Below are 18,536 nucleotides of genomic sequence, written 5' to 3'. Positions count from 1 at the left end.
GCTGCGCCTGCGGTCCGCGCCAAGGGGTTTCCCGAGCCATGCGTCATCACATTCCCATACCAGCTCCCGGCTTGTCGGCGGACCGAGCCCCAAAGGAGTTGGCATGCCCGCCATCAATGCATCCCGCCACCACGGCCTGCTCGACCTGCCCGCCTTGCGCAAACGCGCCAAACGCTTGCTCACCGCCCTGAAAAACCACGAGGCCGGCGACACTCGCGAGCAGCTACGCGCGCTCGGCCTGCCTGGCCCTGACTACCGGCTTGCCGATACCCAATGGCTGGTGGCCCGCGAGGCCGGCTTTGCCAGCTGGCCCAAGCTCAAGGCCCATGCCGATGCTGTCGCTTTCGCGGCACGCCACCCTGGCTTCACCGCCGATGACGAGGCAGCCGTGCAGCATTGGCGCTGCGGCAACGACATCGCCCACAGCTTGCGCACGGCCGGTTTTGCCGGTGCCTTCCAGATGTTCGAGGACCCCATGGTCATGGGGCCCGTCTGCGCACTGCCCGAGGAGCAGTATTGGCAGGCTCGGGCCGCTTACATACAGCAGGCGTTCAACCTGAGCATTCAGGACGTTGAGCAACGACAAGCGGCACAGCGCACCGCCCTGGCCGGGTTGAACAGCGACAGCAAGATCGTGCTGTGGTGCGAGGGTGACGCTTACGACCAGCTGTTCCTGATCCGCGTACTCGCCAGCCTGCCCAGCCTGCCGCGCCGCCTGGAGCTGATCGAAATCACCCAGGTACCTGGCGTCGAGCGCTTCATCGGTATCGGCCAGCTGGCCCCGGACCTGCTCGCCTGGCTATGGCCACAACGTCGCGCGTTGGGTGAGGACGTGCTGGCTCTGGCCCGCCATGCATGGGCAGCCTATACCGCGCCTGACCCAAGGGCCTGGGCTGTCCTGGCGGGCATCCAGCATGCGGCCTTGCCGTTGCTGAGCCGGGCCCTTGCGCGGCAACTTCAGGAACTACCGGGGGCGAACGACGGCTTGAGCCTCACCGAGCGCCTGTTGTTGCGCGTTCTGGCGTCACGCGGCGAACTGCCGGCCGGACGTGTGTTTGCCCAGTTGATGATGCAGGATGAACCGCTGCCTTACCTGGGCGACATGATGTTCCATGTTTTGCTGCAGCCCCTGATCCATGCACCGCACCCGCTGCTGCTGGAAGGCCCGGGCGAGTCTTGGGCGCAACGGCCGTTGCGGCTGACCGCACTTGCCGAGCAGGTGCTCGCGGGGCAGGCGCATTGGCTTGACCACAACCCTGCGCAGCGCTGGGTGGGTGGAGTGCTTATCAATGCCGCGGACAGGCCCTGGGTGGTCAGCGAACAAGGCGAAGTGTGGCAGCGCAAATAGCCCGCTCAAGCCTGATCAAGTAACGCGGTGGATGGCACCGGCGTTGCCGGTGTTCGCGGGCATGCCCGCTCCCACAGGAACCGAGGATATCCGAAAACAGCGCCATACCTGTGGAAGCGACTGCGCCCGCGAAGCAGGCGACGCGATCTATGGCACCGGCAAGTCAGCGCTCATGGAACTACCCCTAACTCATTGCATCAGCAGGGACCCTGTGGGAGCGGCTTTAGCCGCGAACACCGGCGCAGCCGGTGCCATGCACCGCGTTGGATTCTTCGCGGCTAAAGCCACACAGGGTACGCGGACCGCTTGCGAATTCAGTTCTCTACTCGACAGCGCAGCCCAAAGGGCTGGGTGATCGCCCGCAGGGATTGCGCTGGACCGATGTTGCAATCGCCTTCGCCGCTTGCGCCAAACGTTGTGTAGCCAGCCGGATTTCATCCATGTCCAGCGAGGCGAAACCGAGGCGCAGGGCATTTTCCGCATGACCAAACGGCGAAAACTGCCGGCCACTGCGTACCACCAGGTCCAACTCCAACGCCTTGCCAACCAACTGATCCACATCGATCCCGTCAGCAAACCTCACCCACAGTGCCAGCCCACCTTCCGGCTCGCGCACGGTTACCTGCTCGCCAAAGGCATCGTGCAAGCAAGCCAACAGGGTCTCTCGACGCCGGCGATACTCCCGGGCAACCCTACGCAAGTGCTTTTTCAGCTCGCCATCATTGATCAAGTCCGCCAGCATCTGCTGCATCACCGCATCGCCCTGCCCCAGTGTCAGCGTCGCCCTGCGTTCGAGCGCCACGGCCACCTCCGCCGGCGCCACGATGAAACTGCAACGGAACGTACTGCCCAGGGACTTGGACAATGAGCCAATGTAGATCACGTGCCGCTGCTGACGGTCGCTGGCCAGCGGCAGGTAAGGCCGCCCGGCGAAGTGGTACTCATGGTCGTAGTCTTCCTCGACCACGCAAAAGTCATGCTGCCGCGCCAGCTCCAGCAGCTGCTGTCGGCGCCCGGCAGGCAGGCTGACCGTGGTCGGGAACTGGTGATGGGGAGTGATGTACAGCATGCGCACCTGGTGCAGCCGGCACAGTGCATCGATCTGCTCGACCCGGCAGCCCTCGTCATCCAGGTCCACGGTGACCAGCCGGGCGCCCAGCTGGCGGAAGATCTCCCACGCAGGCGGATAGCTCAGGCGCTCGACCAGCACAACGTCACCGGGCTTGAGCAGCACGCTGGCCACCAGGTACAGCGACATCTGCACGCCCTGGGTCAGGCAGATATGCTCGGCGCCAACGTTCAGGCTGCGATTGTGCCGCAGCATATCGGCCAAGGCGCTGCGCAGGGAGTGGCTGCTGCACGCACTGCCATGGCGCACGGTGTTGGCGGCAAAGCTGTTGCGCAAGGCATTACGGTAATAACGGTGCAGAACGGTCTGCGGCAGCAGGCGGTGGTCACAGGCGCCGTTGTCGAAGAAAAGCGCACCCGGCCGATCCTGCTGCGCGGCAGCCTGTTCGTTGGCCGCGAAGTAGGCAACGGCAGGCTCCTCCTGTAGCACCAGGGCAAAGGGCTGCGCTGCATCGGGCTCGGCCAGCGTACCAGCCGCTAGCTGCCGACTGACGAAGGTGCCGCGGCGCTGCACGCTTTCCAGCCAGCCTTTGGTCTCGGCTTCCTCGTAGGCGAGGATCACCGTCTTGCGATTGACGTTCAGCAGTTGCGCCATTTCCCGCGTGCCAGGCAACGGCGTGCCGGGGCGCAGGCGGCCCTCGGAGATCGCGGCTACCAGGCCCTCGACGATCTGCCTGTACGAAGCCTGCGGCTGCGCCCCGTCGAGCTTGAGCAGCGGCTGCCATTTGCGAAGCTGGACCATGTGAATTAACCGAAACTGGAGGTTCTACTGGTCCTGGACTATAGCAACAATCGAACCTCCACTTGCCTCGAGGTGCCCATGCAGAACCGCCACGTCATTGAATTGTCGCCCTCGGGCAAAACCTTCGACGCCAGCCAGGAGCTGCTGCTCGATGCCATGCTCGCCAGCGGCCTGCCGGTGCCCTTCTCATGCCGCCGCGGCGCCTGCGGCTCGTGCAAGGTCAAGGTGGTGTCGGGGCAGTATCGGGACAAGCAGCGGACGGCAGACATGCCCGCGCCCTGCTACCCCCTCGCCGCCGACGAAATGTTGCTGTGCCAGAGCCACGCCTGCAGCGACATGCGCCTGGAAATCCCCGGCTGGTCCCTGGAAACCCAGGCGCTGGAAATCCACGCGCAGGTTCATGGCAAACGCGAACTGAGCGCCGATATCATCGAACTGGTGCTGCAGCCTGCACAGCCGTTGGCGGTACGGGCTGGCCAGTACGTACGCTTTCGGCTCGACAACGGTGACAGCCGCTGTTTTTCCATCGCCAACCTGCCCGCCCAGGACCAGGGGCAACTGGTGTTTCACATCCGCAAGGTAAGCGGCGGCCTGTTTACCGAACGCCTGCTGCCAACCCTGCAAGCAGGTGACAGCTTGAAACTTGAAGGGCCGGTGGGTGCCTGCACCTGGCAGCACGAGGACCAGCGGCCCCTGGTGCTGTTCGCCACTGGCACAGGTTACGCCGGCATCAAGCCATTGCTGCTGACCGCCCTGGCAGGTGATGCCGAGGTCACGTTGTACTGGGGCGGCAGATCGGACGCCGACTTCTATGACCGTGAGTTTCTCGACCAGGCCAGCCGTGCACACGCTCACTTTCGCTGGCACCCGGTGCTGTCGGACCAGGCGCGCGTGCAGCAGGTGGCGCTGGCCCAGGCCCATCGCTGGGCCGACACCCAGGTCTATGCCTGCGGCAATGCCACGATGATCAGCCAGGTTCGCGAGCAGTGCCTCGCAGCAGGCCTGCAGCCCCATCGTTTTGTCGCGGAGGCTTTCGTTGCCAGCGGCGCACTGGCGCCCGCGGCTTCAACAGCCAACCCATTGCACCCGGAACTGGAAAAAGTCGGCCCGCGCTACTCGCTGGACGGCATGCTCGCTGCCCGCGAGCAGTCGGTACGGGCCGTGACAGCGATCGCCAGCCAGCTGAAAGTCGGCATGACCACCGCCCAGGCGCTGGAGATGGCCGGGCAAACCTTGCAGGCGATGGGCGCATCGCACACCTGGCACCCGACCTACATCCGCTTTGGCGACGACACCGTGCGCACGCCGCGCCAAGGCATTGATCTGCAACGTGTATTACGTAACACGGATATCGTCGTGGTCGATGTCGGCCCGGTATGGGATGGCTATGAGGGCGACTATGGCGACACCTTCGTGTTCGGCCAGCACGAGCTGCACCACGCCTGCGTCAAGGCACTGCATGAAGTGTTCGACGAAACCCGCCAGACCTGGGGCCGTGGCCTGACCGGGCGAGAACTGTACGACTTCGCCGAGCGCAGTGCCCAGGCAAAAGGCTGGCAGCTGGAGCGCAATCTGGCCGGGCATCGCATCGCCGACTTCCCGCATGTGCTGTATGGGCAGGACAAACTGGCCGAGGTGGAAATCGTCCCGAGCGAAGTGGTGTGGGTGCTGGAGATCCAGTTGTGCCACCCTACCGAGCCGGTCGGGGCGTTTTTCGAAGACATCCTGATTGGCGAAGCCAGGCCGTTCGCCAACCTTCGCCGCGATAGGGCTGCATAGCAGCCCCGCGATCTTTGCCGCAACGCTGAAACCCTGGGGCCGCGTTGCGGCCCTATCGCGACACAAGGCCGCTCCTACAGAACACCAGCCCGGCAGGTACACCCTCAAGCACCGAGCGAATACAGCACGCCTTGCAGCTTGCCCCGGGTCATCTCGGTGCACGGCTGCATGGGCTCTCGCAGTTCATCGCTCATCAACCCCTGTAGCTGCAAGGCCGCCTTGAGCACAGCCGGGTTGGGCTCGGCAAAGGCCATCTTCATCCATGGCAGCAACTGGTAGAACGTGCCGCGCGCGGCTACCCAGTCGCCATGGTCGACCTGCTGCAGCATGCGCACGTACAGGTCGGCGCGTACATGCGCCGAAGCCGAAATGGCCCCTGCGCCACCCAGGCACAGGTTGTTGAAGATCTGCACATCCTCACCGGCCAGCACCTGGGCGTGGCCGTCCTGGATCAGGGCCATGGTGGTCTCGCTGTCGCCGCTGCAGTCCTTCACCGCCGCGATGCGCGGGTGGCGCACGATGCGGCGCAGGGTTTCACGCTCGATGCGTACCCCGGTGCGGTAGGGGATGTCGTAGACGATCACCGGCACGCTGGCGGCATCCGCCACGGTGCTGAAGAACGCCTCGATGCCGGCCTGCGAAGGCCGGATGTAGCACGGTGCAGGGACCAGCAGCCCGCCAATGTCACGCCGCTGGATTTCAGCCTGGAAGGCCAACAGCTCGCGCAGGTTGTAGCCCGACAGGCCCATCACCACCCTGCCCGGCTCCACCCAGGCCAGCACAGCGTCCAGTACGGCCAGTTGCTCGGCCTTGGACAGCGCCGCTGCCTCGCCCGTGGTACCGCATACCACAAAACCGGCCACACCCTCTTCGAGCAGCTTCTTCACCAGTTTTTCCAGGGCGGCGAAGTCGATTTCATTGGCGCGCATTGGCGTGACGAGGGCGATCCAGATACCACGGAAATTCGACATGCAAAAACTCCTGATGTTGACCGAAAGTCAGCGTCAGCAGGGCGAAGAGTCGAAGTGGTCTGGCAGGGATACCTGGCGCCTTCTGTCTCGTCAGCCCACCTGACGAGACAGCGCGCCTCGGTCAGATGAGCGGCTGTTTCTTGGATTTCTTGGCAACGGCAACGCACGCGCCTGCCTGGGCGATGAAGCCCGAAGCGAAAATGGCGTGGTTGGAAGTGGACATGCCGGCAAGCCCGTTGCGTGGATATGGCTGGATAATGGTGGCGCGGCGCACTCGGTGTCAACACCGAGATAGCAAACCCATCCGGCTGCGCTGGTGTTCACTGCCAAAGCCGCACAGAGATCTGTGGGCCCGATCTTGTACAAGAGGTATTTGATCAATCCAGCATCCACCCAGCATCACCCTCCTCCAGCACACCACCGTGATCCGTCCGGTCACCTTTACGCGCCACGGCCGCGCCCTCGACCAGGAAATGCTCAGCCCCGCTCTCGATCACGGCGCCGCACGTGGTCCGATCCCCCACCCTGGCAACCGCCCTGCCATTGAAGGTGTACGTGGCACTGCCGCTTTCTACCTGGTTGATGCCATGCAGCGGGCAGACATGTCGATGGCCTACCAGTACGACAGGGTTCATTGGGCTTCTCCTTCTGATGGCCCGGTACGAGATTCACGGTCCATGTCCTCCGGCCAATGAACCTTGGGTGCCAGGCAATGCATGTGGCTGAGGCCATCGTCATCGTTCCAGTCACGGGGTGGGTGCACGAACTTCGGCAGGGCTTCGGGGCCTTGCTGCATGAATAGCCGGGCGATCGCCCAGTAGGCTTCGCCGTGATACAGGTCGTGGGTGAAGAAGACGCGGTCGATGACTTCGTTGGTTTCCGGGTTGCGGACGGACAGCATGACGTTTTCGATCAGCCCACCGTGGCCAGGGGCGTAGACTCGGTAGACTTCGGCGGTTACATCGTCCCAGTTGTAGGCGACCGGTTTGACGCCCCAGTGTTTGCGGCTGAAGATGAAGATGCGGTCATATCGAAACTCATAAATGTATATCTTTTGGCGGAGTCGATTGAAGCGAATTGGCTCATCTCTAGGCGTAACCAGATCAAGTCTGACATAGGGAATCAAAGCCCATAGTATTGCCGGAGGAAAAATTATTGATATGTTTATTAGCCAATCGCGCTGCCAACCGTCATGCAAAAGACCCCAGTAGAGGCAAAGCGTCAATCCCAGAATAAAAATCAACCCCGGAATCCCAACTAAAAATATGACACCTCGGAGGATAATGCTACTCCGAGGTAACTCGAGATAAACATCATCGAGGTAGTTGGGCGACGGTTTGACACTTGCCCACACTTCCCGCCACTTTGGCACGTCATCTACCTTGGGAAGGTCATGACTCCAGCCTAAAGCGCGCTCCCACAGAACTTTACCATCACGCTTCACTCGTTAATCTCCCTGGCACAAATCTCAATATACCCACCTGGCAAGCTCCGATCCGGCCAGTACATCACCAACAGCGTAGCTGCCAGTATCGTGTGGTTTCCTATAGTTGCCATGAGCGATATCGAGCCAGAAATTTCTAACTGACTGAGCCCCGCAGGGTAAGGTTTTCGCTTCTCGCTGATTGAATAATTGCGGTCGTGGTCGGGTATTCGCGGCGATGTAAAGCTGGAAAATGAAGAGGACGGTGAGAGAGGCTCTTCAGAGTTTGCAAAGAAATTGCCCGAAGCAATAGTTTCCCCGCCAACGTAATCAGGGTGATGGCCATCACCGTGACGATGCACGATCAATTTCCAGTGATATCCCGAAGAACGCTCGTCGTACATAGGCAAAGCGATCAAGAATTTTAGCTCCCTCATTATTTCGACACTAATCAAGCCACCGATTTTCGGAAGACCTGGATCAGTTGCCAAGTGCGACTCAAAGTGCAACTTCGCCTGCACCCCTAACGTGGCAGCATTGAGTTCGGCAAAAGCGATATCCGCATGTTCTGGAGAATTCCAATGAATGCTCGGCTTTTCGTCTGCCTTTCCAAAGCAGCACCGCCTTACCCAGCGTTCCAAATCAGTTGATTCATTTTTCTCAGCCCGTTTGCTTAGTTGATAAGCAGCAAGCGTGAGGGCTATCGCCAATCCCAGCGGGCCGAAAAATAACGGGTTGAGTACTGCGACTCCGAACGCGATAGTTCCAGCAGCATAAAAAACGGCTGAAGTTAGATGTTGGTAGTACGCTACTTCATCACCCGCAGCGGCGGTGCGCCTCATGGCATTGATTGCTTGAGCCGTATCAAAGACCCCTGCAACCACACTTACCAAAGCACCAAGCCTTATCAAGGCCTCCCCTGTGGCTGCTACACCCTTTGCCCGTGCCAAATTCAGTGGACCAGCGCTTGATCTCAAAATGAGCCCAACCAACTCGATTTGCCCTCCCAACACGCCCAATTGAGATCCTTGCAACGCCAACTTGGCCTCAAACGCCTTGGGCCCAATCTCCGCTTCCGCCTTTTCCTGATTCCTGCCCAGGCTGTCCTGCTGCAAATACAAACCGCCTATCGCCAGCAGGACTTCCCAGCTACCAGCAATCCCGCGCAATCCAGAAAAACCGGTTCTAACCAATCGGGCCGCCTGCTGCGTCGTGATCTTCATCCCCTGCAACAACCTGCGCGCATCGGTTTCCAACGTCCCCGCTGCCACCGAGATATCCACTAGGGCAAGCTGTGCCGCGCTGCTCGCCTGGGTTACGCCCATGCTGGCTTCCTGGAACAACCGCCCATGCACCTCTTCAGCCTTGCCCTCGACCCACACCGTCACGCTGATCATCGAATTGGTGAACCGCGGGTCAAGCACGGCCAGGCTCATCAGCCCGTGCTGGATGATCGGCCGCACCTTGCGCATGGCCTTCATCGAGCCAAACTCGAAGTCATCGATATTGCGGCGCATCCGGTCCCGTGCCTCGGCGATCGACGCGTTGGCCTTGTGCTGCAACTCCCGGAGGTGGGCGCTCTGCAAGGCGTAGTACTCGCCCAGCTTCATCTTCACTTCCAGCTCGATCAGGTGCACGCCGTTGTAGAGAAACTGCGTGGCGCTGTTCAGATGCCGCACGGCCTTCTGAATGCCAGGTGACAGACATGGCGCCAGCCGCTGACTGGCCGCATTGAGTGCGCCCTGTGTTTCAGCAATGGCCTGCTTGAGGGTATTGCGCATGCGCAAGCCGGCGTCATCGCTGGCGATGATCTTGCTCAGCATGCCGTAGAGCTTGTCGCTGTCGTTCCAGTTGATCGTTTCTGGGGCGGAGAAACTGGGCAGCAGCCCGGCCAGCAGAGAGCGATCCCGCATCAACAAGGCGCGGTAGGGCGGGCTGTCCGGGTCCTGCAGCCATTTCAACCAGAGCAGTTCGCTGGTGCCGGAAGCGGGAACATGCGGTTCAAGGCGGGGGACGACAGCTTCCGTAACGCCGCCACCCAGGCACAGGGCCATGGTCTTGGCGTAGGCCACCCCGGACTCGCGATCGTTGCCGTCGTAGTCGTACGCCTCGGCCACCTTGAACATGGGCGTATCGAACAAGGCAACGTACGCCCTTGTGTCCTTGTCGATGTAACGCTGAAACTCGCGCTCCTGTTGCTCGTATTCAGCCTGGAACGCGGCCCGCTGCGGTTCGTGGTAGCGCTCTTCAAGCCGCTCGTCACTCTCCTGCTGCGCACGCTCGACCAATAGCTGCCGCTCGACTGCCGGGTCGGTGAACACCGGCGGCCCATCGCCCGTCATCGGTTCCAGCGACGGCACCTTCTGCGCCGCCCATTCCCTGTGCGTGGCGCGAATGATCTGCAGGATCTGCGAGGTCTGCAGCTGATAGGCGCGCATCGGTTCTTCACGCCAGGCCTGACGCTTCAGTACCCAGTTCAGGCGCTGATGGTTGTACTCCCGAATCAGCCCGACAGTGTCGTCGAGCTCCACTGCCAGCACGCCGTTTTCCAGCTGGTGCCGGTTGATCGCATTGACCAGATACCCTCGCAGGGCGAACCGGCGCAACCAGCGGCTGTGGAAGCCATGCGCACTGTCGAAGGGCGCGCAGCCATGCTGGGCATACTCGAATACCTGCTGGTCGACCCCAAGCTTATCGGGCGTCATGGCGATGCCCAGCAGCTCGGGATTGCTGCGGGCCTGGATCAGGTCCAGGCCCTCGAAGCGATGCGCAGGCGACGCGCCGCTCTTGTAGGCGTTCAGCACGCTCACCGGCCAAGGATCGCTGGAGAAGGCCAGCCAGGCGCTGGCGTACCTGCTGGTATCGAGGTTGAGAAAGGCCGAAGGAATATCGTGGTCTTCGTTCACGCATTTTTCGGGCAGCGGCGAAGGCGGGCCGTCTGGCGGCTCGTAGGGATTGAAACGACGCAGGTGACCCTGCTCGCTGACGGCATAGGCATGCCAGACCTGCTGCTCGAGCAGCACATACAGGAAGCCCCTGCGCAAGGTGCGCAAGCCGATCTTTGTCGAGATATGCCGGTTATCCGCCACGGTGGAGACACAATCGGGGCGGGTATCGGGCACCAGGGCGCGGCGCAGCGGCAGGATCGGCAGACCCTGGCGCTCGCAGAACATGCACTGGTCGTGCGGCAGCCCGGCTTCGGCGATCGCGAGGGCGATACGTTGGCTGATGGTCATGAGCGACTCTCGGATTTCGGCAGGCATTCGATCAGTTGGCGCCATTGCGCCTCGGAGTAGCGGGCGAGCAATGCGGCAAGAGGCGCCTGACCTCTGGCCGCTGCGTCGATCATTTCGCCCACCGCAGGTACGGTATGCAGCCTGGGGTGAATGCACAGGTGATGGAGAGCGAAGGCCACGATGTCCTCCATCTCGCTCAGGCCCAACCTGCGTGCATCATCGACATGGTTCGAAGCACGCACCGCAGCAAACGGTGGAATCTGGCACTGATTGATGTGCTGCGAACCCGCTCGCAACACTCTCCAGGTAGCCAGCACACGTTCGATCAGCCCCACGTCATCCTGAATTCGCCGCGCAGGGGTCGGCAAAGGGTGTCGCTGCCCGCTCTGCCCTTTCAGGCTTGCCAACCTCCCACCGCTACTCAGGAACAACCAATCACTGATCGGCCACCATGGGCCTTGTTCAAGCCGCTCGAACGTCGCCGCAAGCAACTCCAGACGGACGGGTTCATAGACCGGGTAGCAGCCGAATTCCCGATTGGAATCGGGCAACCGACACAAGGCCGTGAGATGGGACGCGACAGCGGCCGAAGGCGCCTCACTGAACAGCCAGCCACACAGGTAACGCCGTTGCTGAAACAACGCCCTCTGCGCTGCCCGGGCGGTCAGTTCCAGCAGACGCCGACTGGGGACCGTGCCGGGCGAAGCCAGGCAGACCAGTACGGGATGCAGTTGGGGGACATGGGCCAGGTCGGCCCGGTGCACACGGGTCAATGCCTGCTCACCCAGGGCATTGCGCAGCGGGGCAAGCACGGCGTGGTCGCCATCGTGAGCAGTCGCAAGCGGATCTATCAGCACATGGCAGTACAAGTGCGCCCCATGATGGCTTTCGATGAGCCTGGCCAGGTTATCGGTGCGCATCAGGCCTTGGCCTCGCACTTTTTGCTGGCGTCAGGCGTAAGCGAGAGTGGCTGGCTGTTTCCAGCCCCTGACGCAGCCGCACTGGTTTGCCCCAGCAGGTCGAGTTTCAGCCCGTTGATGGTGATGCCCTGCCCGTCCAGCACAATGCTGCCGCCCGCGGTTCTGAACTCGATGCGCTCACTGGCGCGCAGCTGATAGATCGTCGCATGTTGCTCCATGCCCTGCCCGACGGTGACCTTTTGCGCACCTTTGACGACAAGCTCGGCGTCCTTTCCGACAAAGGCCTGGTGATTGGCCCCTGTTGATTCGCTACGGTCGTTGCCTACTTTCTCGATCAGGTCATGCTTGATATCTACACGGCAGTTTTGCCCAATGAGCTGGGTATGGTCGCCCCCGGTTTCCTGGTGGAAGTCATGGCCGATATTCAAGTGCTCATCATTGCCGACCTGCTCGACACGATTACGCCCCACACGCGTGGTCTCGTCATTGCCGACTACATTGTTCTGGTCCCGCTGGGCATGGATGAACACTTCTTCCTTGCCGAGTTCGTCCTCGAAGCGCAGCTCGTTGAAACCATCGCCCTTGTGGGTCTGGCTCTTGATGGTCATGCGCGTCTTGTGCTCGGGCAGGTCGTACGGCGGCAGCTGGTCGCCGCAATAGGTACGCCCGGTGATCATCGGCTGGTCGGGGTCGGCGTTGACGTACTGGATGATCACGTCCTGGCCGATGCGCGGGATGGCCATCGAGCCCCAACTGCCACCTGCCCAGCCTTGTGACACGCGCACCCAGCAGGAGCTGAACTCGTTGTTCTCGCTCTCCCGGTCCCAGGGGAAGCTCACCTTGACCCGGCCCCACTCGTCGCAGTAGATCTCTTCCCCGGGCGGCCCGACGACCGTGGCCATGTGCGGGCCGTCGATGCGTGGCTTGGGCAATGGCGCCGGACGCCATTCGATCCGGCCGGGCACCAGCACGGCTTCCTGCGAGTAGCGTGTCCCTTGTTCGGCCCCGGCAGCTTCTTCTTGCAGGCTGGTGAACTGGCTGCCCTCGTGATGTACACGCATCACACGCCAATGGGCGTTGAGGTCTTTGCGCGGGTGCTCGACGAGGGTGAAGCTCAGCCCCGGTTGCAGGCGTACATCGTCACCCTCGACTTCGGCAATACGGGCGTCATGGCGCAGGGCCGTGAGTCGCGTGGCGGTGAAGGGCACTCCGACCGCATCACGCTTGTAGCGGCCGGGGTAATCGAAGCGCTCATAGTCCCGGGACTGATGGGTGATGCTACTGTCACCTGCGCGGTGTTCCTGCCGGTACTGCGGGTTGGTGAAGGTGTAGTCCCGCTGCACCTGGCGGGCGGTGCGCACCTGTTCGCTGTAACGCAGGCGGCGCAGGCAAGGCCTGGCCTGGTCGCCACCGCTGTTGGCGCGGTACAGCACCTGGTCGGGACCGATGTCGTCTTCGTCGAAGAAGTCCTCATCCTCGTCGTCGGCCTTGAGCGCGCTTCGGCTGATCTGCCCCAACGCCAGCAGTCGGTCGGTGATGACCAACAGGTGGTGTTTCGGCGTGTGCTCGAAGCGATAGACGAAACCCTCTTCACCCGCCAGGCGGGCGATGAAGTCGAGGTCCGTTTCACCGGCCTGTACGCAGAACTCGCGCACCTGATGCTCGCCCATGCTCTTGATTTCGAAACGGGCAATACCCTGGCGCTTGAGCATCAATTCGAGAATCTGCGGCACGGTCTTCTGCTGGAAGATGCGCCAGTTCGAACGCAAGCCGGCACGGGCCAGCACGGGCTCGACCAGGGCGCGGTAACGGGTGCGATAGAACCCCGTCTCACCCTGGCTGAAACTGCTGACCAGGCCGTGCACATAGCGCAGGGGGCGCTCACCGCGCCAGATCGTGAACAGCACTGGTTTGTCGAGCAACTGGCCGAAGTCGACCTCGTCTTCAAAACTGATCAGTTCCAGTTTCAGCTGGAACGGTGAGCTGATCATTTCGTCGAGTTCGAACGAAACCACTTCGAAGTCAATCTGGCCAGCCAGCGGCTGGAAGGTGAAACGCAAGTCGGATTGGCTAGGCATGCGGATTCCCCTGCTACTGCTGCAAAATGCCGTTGAGCGATTCCAGCACCTCGGCGGTGATCAGGCTCAGGCGGTAGCTGTAGTAGCAGTAGGCGCAGACCATGGCGATGGCGGAGATCACCAACGGGCTCCACCAGGGCCATTCCCGGCGCAGCATGCGGTGGGGGCGATGGACCACGTTGGTATAGGGGTCGCCCACGAATTCCGGCGTGGGACCGCGCAGTTCACGAATGACCTTGTGCATCCGCGAAATCAGGGCATTGATGATTTCATCGCACTTCGGGTCCAGGGCGTACTTGCCCTTCAGGCCCAGGCAAAAGCAGAAGTACAGGAACTCCAGCACATCCTGGAACTCCTCGGGCGACTGCATCAACCGCTCCAGCAACACGAAGATCTTCTCGCCACCCTGGGTTTCGTCATGGAAGATGCTGAGCAGCGGTTCGTGGCTCCAGCACGAATTGTTCCCCCAGGGGCGGCTCATCACGGCCTCGTCCAGGTAAAGGCACAAGGCATAGGAATAGACTTCGAGGTGCACGGCGGAATAACCGTGCTGCTGTATTTCCTCGCGGATGGCGCTGACCTGGGTCTGCAGGGCCTTGTGCACCTGTTCGATGTTGGGCAGGTCATCCAGCGTGCGCAGGCGTATGACCAGGCCGAACAGCGGGTTGGCCGCGTCGAGCATCAGGTTGGCGAAGCCGCCGCGTAGCCGGAAGTCCGGGTCGGCCGGATAACCCTGATGATCTGCGCGCCTGCCCTGACCGGGTGGATAGGGTGAATCGGTGCCCCCCGGGACATCGAGCATGGCATGCAGGCTGCTTTCGGTTACGTCATGGGCAGCGTTGGCGGCCTGGGATTTTCCAGGACGAACAGCAGATGGGCCGGGCATGAAGAGGTCCTTGTCTTCCAGTAGGCTGAAGACATGAACACTATCGGGGAATCAATTCTTCGAGGAGCGTAGGGCTTCCCAAAACGCTGTAGGAATTTTCGCCTTTTGGCTTGTCTGGACGCTGCAATGCCGGAATTCCGGGGCCGCTCTGCGGCCCCTTTGCGACACAAGGCCGCTCCTGCAACGACTGCGCCAGCCCTTGTGTGGGCGGCGCAGCGCCGCAACCGATCAATCAGCCAAACAACCTGGCCAGGCAACCCAGCTTCTTCTTGTACGAGCGCCGAGCCTCCAGTGCGTCCTCCAGGCTGACTTCCAGGAACCGCGCCTGCTGGTTGGGCTGCATCTGCCCGATCAGGTCCAGGTCGGCGCTGATCACCGTGCCGATCATGGCGTAGCCGCCGCCCGACACCGCATCACGGTGCAGGATGATCGGCTCCAGCCCCGCAGGTACCTGGATCGAACCGATCGGGTAGCAGCTGTCAACGATGTTCGATGGATCCGAGCCGGCCCCGAACGGCTGCTCCCGTGGCTGGAAGCTCAAGGCACTGCCGCCCTTGTAGCGGTAGCCGATACGGTCTGCCTCGGAGCCTACCGTCCAGGCTTCGGTGAAAAAGCTTTGCGCCGCAGCCTTGGTCAGGCGATGAAAATAGAGCCCCGGCACCACCCGAAGCACCACTTCGCCACCCAAGGCCTGGCGCAAGGCCATTGGCAGGCTCGCACCGGCGCGGGTCTTGCCGCTGGGTACGCCGACCGGCAACAGGTCACCCGCCATCAGCTTGCGCCCATGGAAGCCACCCAATGCACCCAACGCATAGGTGGAGCGGCTGCCGAGCACCTCGGGTACATCGATACCGCCGGCCACCGCCAGGTAGGCCCGGGCGCCTGCGGTAGGGAAGCCGAAACGCAACACCTGCCCGGCACGTACGGCAAACGCCGTGTCCGGGCGTTGCTCGCGGCCATCGAGCAAGGCCGGCATCTGCGCACCACAAACCGCCACCAGCGCATCCTGCTGGAACTCCAGCTCCGGCCCCACCAGCGCACACTCGAGGCCCGCGGCGCCGGCCGGGTTGCCCACCAGGTGGTTGGCCGCCCTCAGGGCGTACTGATCGAGGGCGCCGGACGGCGGGATGCCCAGGTGGTAGTAGCCTTCGCGGCCCAGGTCCTGCACCGAGGTAGCCAGCCCGGGCTTGAGTACCTTGATCATGCCAGCACCTCCTGCAGGGTCCGTGGATAGCCGACCGGGTCGGCGAGGAACGCGTCCAGGGAGAACTCCACCGGGCGAATGCGCAGGTCGAAGCGGCCTTCTTCGACATCCGCCACCGCCTGGTCGTAGGTGCGGCGGTCGATGGGCTTGAACTGCACGATGTCTCCCGGGCGGAAGAACACCATGTGCTCCTTCAGGTAGTTCAGTGTCTGCTGCGGGTCATAGATCGGCGCCGGGGTGACACCGAACATCTGGTAGCCGCCTGCCCCGCGCACCGAATAGATGCAGCCGAAGCAGCCGCCATGGCCAAGGGTGAGCTTGGGGGTGTCCGTACGCGGGCGCAGGTACTTGGGCACCTGAAGTTGCCGCTCGCGCTCGACCATCTGGAACATGAACGGCAGGCCGGCAACGAACCCGACCATCGACACGAACCACGGCGCGCCGCTGTGCGCGGCAATGAACGCCTCGACATCGGCCAGGCCGTTGATCCGAGCGGCGTACTCCAGGTCGGTGCTGCCCGGGTCCTGGTGGCGGTCACGAAAACGCATCAGCGTTTCATGGGTCCAAGGGTCGTTGTACAGCACTGGAATCTCGATGATCCGCGTCTGCAACGAGCGCTCGGCCACCGCCTGCGCTTCGGCGCCGCGCACCGCCTCCAGCAGTGCCTGCGGCGCGATACGGTCCGGGTCGAAGCGGATCTGGAACGAGGCGTTGGCCAGGCACACATCCAGCACGCCATCCAAGGCCAGCCGCTCCACCGCACGGGTGACGGCCATGCCCTTGAAAAAAGCCTCCAGCGACATGCTCTCGCTGACTTCGGCAAACAGGTGCTCGTCAGCGCCAAAGCTGTAGCGGATCGGGGTTGTAGCAAGCGGTTCGGCCATGACTGTTCCTTTTCTTGGAATCTTTATAGAAAGGCAGGCGAAAGCAAATTGCACGGGCTCCGGCGTATACCCGCCAGATGCCCCAAGGATTCAGCGTGGCGCACGCACCACGATCCCGGCAGCGTCCAGCGCCTGGCGCGTGGCCTCGACCAGGTCGAGCGCACCCGGGGTGTCACTGTGCAAGCAGATGGAATCGAATTCGATGGCCAGGTCCTGCCCCTCGACCGTGCGCACCACGCCTTGCTGACAAGCCCGCAACACCCGTTCGGCGACCGCCCCGGGCTCATGGCCCCGCACGTTGCGGGTGAACACGATCGACCCGCTCAGGTCGTACTCGCGGTCGGCGTAGAACTCGCGAATTACCGGCTGGCCAAGCTCCTGGGCAATGCGGCAGATCACTGAACCGGGCATGCAGTACAGCAGCAGCTCCGGCTCGATCACCCGCAGGTTTTCCACCAGCAGCCGTGCAGCTTCTTCGTCACGTGCCAGATGCATGTACAGGGCACCGTGCGGCTTGATGTGCTGCAGGCGCACGCCCTGGGCGCGGGCAATTTCACGCAAGGCGCCGAGCTGGTAGAGCATGTCGTCGACCAGTTCCTGAGCCGGGGCATTGATGTGTCGGCGGCCGAAGCCGACCAGGTCGCGGAACCCAGGGTGCGCCCCCACTGCGACGCCCAGGGCCTTGGCCCGCTCGACGGTACGGCGCATGGTGCCGGGGTCACCGGCATGGAAGCCGGTGGCGATGTTGGCCGTGCTGATGTAGCCCATCAGCTCGTTGTCGACGCCGTCGCCAATGGTCCACGGGCCAAAGCCCTCACCCATGTCCGAGTTGAAATCCACCACCTGCATGACTGTCTCTCCTGGCGCTTGTGACTGCATGCAAGCCACGTTAGATTCTCCGCACCCCCTTGGGAAGATCTATAAACAGATAGGGTGTCTTCTGAAAATCAGATACTGCGGGAGCTTACCGTGTCACTGACCCTGCGCCAGGTCCGCTACTTCGTCGCCACCGCCGAGATCGGCCAGATTTCCCAGGCGGCAATCCACCTGAACATTTCCCAGTCTGCAGTCACCACGGCGATCAAGGAGCTGGAGGCGATGCTCGGCGTGCTGCTGTTCCAGCGCTCGGCGCAGGGCATGAGCCTGACCGAGGCCGGCCGGCACTTCCTGAACCGCGCCTACGTGATCCTGCGCAGCGTGGACGATGCGCTGAACAGCCCGCTGCCGGACGTGCGCGCCAGCGGCCTGCTGCGCCTGGCGGCAAGTTATACGGTGATCGGCTACTTCCTGCCGCATCACCTGCAGCGGCTGGAGCACTGGCACCCGGACGTGACCCTGGAGCTGTACGAACAGGAGCGCAGCGCCATCGAGCAAGGCTTGCTGGAGGGGCGTTTCGACATGGCAGTGGTACTCACCGCCAACCTCACCCACCCGGACATCGTCTCGGAAACCCTGTTCAACTCCGAGCGCCGCCTGTGGCTGCCCGGCCATCATCCGCTGTGCGAGCGCTCGGCGGTAAGCCTGGCCGATGTGGCCTCCGAGCCGTTCATCCTGCTGACCGTGGATGAGGCCGAGCAAAGCGCCATGCGCTATTGGGAACAGGCCAGGCAGCGTCCGCAAGTGCGGGTGCGGACCAGTTCGGTGGAGGCCGTGCGCAGCATGGTCGCCAATGGCAGCGGTGTGGCGATCCTGTCGGACCTGGTGCACCGGCCCTGGTCGCTGGAGGGCAAGCGAATCGAGACGGTGACCATCAGCGACCCGGTGACACCGATGAGCGTCGGGTTGGCCTGGCACCGGGAACGGGCGTTCAGCCCGGCGATGCAGGCTGTGCGCAATTACTTCCATGATGCATTCCTGGCGCCGCAGCAGTTGTCGGCACGGCGCTGACCGTTCCCTGCAGGCCGGAATCTTCACGGGTAAATCCGCACACAGCGTCT

The 18,536-nt window shown here is 62.5% G+C and carries 15 protein-coding genes; 3 read left to right on the top strand and 12 right to left on the bottom strand.

The genetic code is table 11. The annotated features are described in order from the left end of the window. Positions 1–103: 103 nt before the first annotated feature. Complete coding sequence (locus CAG34_RS03560; protein ID WP_085588032.1) at positions 104–1,348, top strand: DUF1835 domain-containing protein; 1,245 nt, start codon at positions 104–106, stop codon at positions 1,346–1,348. A 322-nt stretch (positions 1,349–1,670) separates the two neighbouring features. Here the strand turns inward: CAG34_RS03560 and CAG34_RS03555 are convergent, their stop codons facing one another. Next, entirely contained in the window at positions 1,671–3,218 is a 1,548-nt protein-coding gene (locus CAG34_RS03555; RefSeq protein WP_085588030.1) for a PLP-dependent aminotransferase family protein, read from the bottom strand. Positions 3,219–3,296: 78 nt separating this feature from the next. On the opposite strand from CAG34_RS03555, the gene CAG34_RS03550 reads away from it, so the two are divergent. After that, positions 3,297–4,997 carry an NAD(P)H dependent flavin oxidoreductase family protein gene (locus tag CAG34_RS03550; protein WP_143516392.1) on the top strand — a complete coding sequence of 567 codons (1,701 nt, stop codon included), beginning with the start codon at positions 3,297–3,299 and terminating at the stop codon, positions 4,995–4,997. 104 nt (positions 4,998–5,101) lie between these two features. Here the strand turns inward: CAG34_RS03550 and dapA are convergent, their stop codons facing one another. From dapA to CAG34_RS03500, 11 genes are all read right to left on the bottom strand, one after another. Further along, a complete protein-coding gene (gene dapA / locus CAG34_RS03545) occupies positions 5,102–5,968 on the bottom strand; it encodes a 4-hydroxy-tetrahydrodipicolinate synthase (RefSeq protein WP_085588025.1) in 867 nt (288 codons plus the stop codon). 121 nt (positions 5,969–6,089) lie between these two features. Then, positions 6,090–6,242 (bottom strand): hypothetical protein, encoded by a 153-nt coding sequence (locus CAG34_RS28835; protein WP_158091089.1) that lies wholly within the window; start codon positions 6,240–6,242, stop codon positions 6,090–6,092. A 103-nt stretch (positions 6,243–6,345) separates the two neighbouring features. Continuing rightward, complete coding sequence (locus tag CAG34_RS03540; protein ID WP_025339593.1) at positions 6,346–6,603, bottom strand: PAAR domain-containing protein; 258 nt, start codon at positions 6,601–6,603, stop codon at positions 6,346–6,348. Further along, entirely contained in the window at positions 6,600–7,412 is an 813-nt protein-coding gene (locus CAG34_RS29370; protein ID WP_371858033.1) for a DUF6708 domain-containing protein, read from the bottom strand. The genes CAG34_RS03540 and CAG34_RS29370 overlap by 4 nt, the downstream gene beginning before the upstream one ends. Then, positions 7,409–10,627 (bottom strand): T6SS effector BTH_I2691 family protein, encoded by a 3,219-nt coding sequence (locus CAG34_RS03530; RefSeq protein ID WP_085588023.1) that lies wholly within the window; start codon positions 10,625–10,627, stop codon positions 7,409–7,411. Before CAG34_RS03530 ends, CAG34_RS29370 begins: the two co-directional genes overlap by 4 nt. Then, positions 10,624–11,547 (bottom strand): hypothetical protein, encoded by a 924-nt coding sequence (locus CAG34_RS03525; protein ID WP_085588021.1) that lies wholly within the window; start codon positions 11,545–11,547, stop codon positions 10,624–10,626. The genes CAG34_RS03530 and CAG34_RS03525 overlap by 4 nt, the downstream gene beginning before the upstream one ends. Next, positions 11,547–13,625 (bottom strand): type VI secretion system Vgr family protein, encoded by a 2,079-nt coding sequence (locus CAG34_RS03520; RefSeq protein ID WP_085588019.1) that lies wholly within the window; start codon positions 13,623–13,625, stop codon positions 11,547–11,549. Before CAG34_RS03520 ends, CAG34_RS03525 begins: the two co-directional genes overlap by 1 nt. Positions 13,626–13,638: 13 nt before the next feature. Continuing rightward, positions 13,639–14,511: a type IVB secretion system protein IcmH/DotU gene (gene icmH / locus CAG34_RS03515; protein ID WP_085588017.1), complete on the bottom strand. Its 873-nt coding sequence runs from the start codon at positions 14,509–14,511 to the stop codon at positions 13,639–13,641. Between the two features lie 232 nt (positions 14,512–14,743). Beyond that, positions 14,744–15,715, bottom strand: coding sequence for a biotin-dependent carboxyltransferase family protein (locus CAG34_RS03510; RefSeq protein ID WP_075045569.1), 972 nt, complete (start codon positions 15,713–15,715; stop codon positions 14,744–14,746). Beyond that, positions 15,712–16,599 carry an allophanate hydrolase subunit 1 gene (locus CAG34_RS03505; protein ID WP_084785213.1) on the bottom strand — a complete coding sequence of 296 codons (888 nt, stop codon included), beginning with the start codon at positions 16,597–16,599 and terminating at the stop codon, positions 15,712–15,714. Before CAG34_RS03505 ends, CAG34_RS03510 begins: the two co-directional genes overlap by 4 nt. 90 nt (positions 16,600–16,689) lie before the next feature. After that, positions 16,690–17,448 carry a 5-oxoprolinase subunit PxpA gene (locus tag CAG34_RS03500; RefSeq protein ID WP_085588015.1) on the bottom strand — a complete coding sequence of 253 codons (759 nt, stop codon included), beginning with the start codon at positions 17,446–17,448 and terminating at the stop codon, positions 16,690–16,692. Positions 17,449–17,568: 120 nt separating this feature from the next. Here CAG34_RS03500 and CAG34_RS03495 point away from each other — a divergent pair, with 120 nt between their 5' ends. Then, positions 17,569–18,486: a LysR family transcriptional regulator gene (locus tag CAG34_RS03495; RefSeq protein ID WP_085588012.1), complete on the top strand. Its 918-nt coding sequence runs from the start codon at positions 17,569–17,571 to the stop codon at positions 18,484–18,486. The last annotated feature ends 50 nt before the right edge of the window (positions 18,487–18,536 follow it).

It is taken from the genome of Pseudomonas sp. B14(2017) (assembly GCF_002113255.1).
In the GTDB taxonomy this organism is placed as follows: domain Bacteria; phylum Pseudomonadota; class Gammaproteobacteria; order Pseudomonadales; family Pseudomonadaceae; genus Aquipseudomonas; species Aquipseudomonas putida_Z.
Note: the sequence above shows the minus strand (reverse complement) of the source record. Positions and strands in the feature narration are given on the sequence as shown.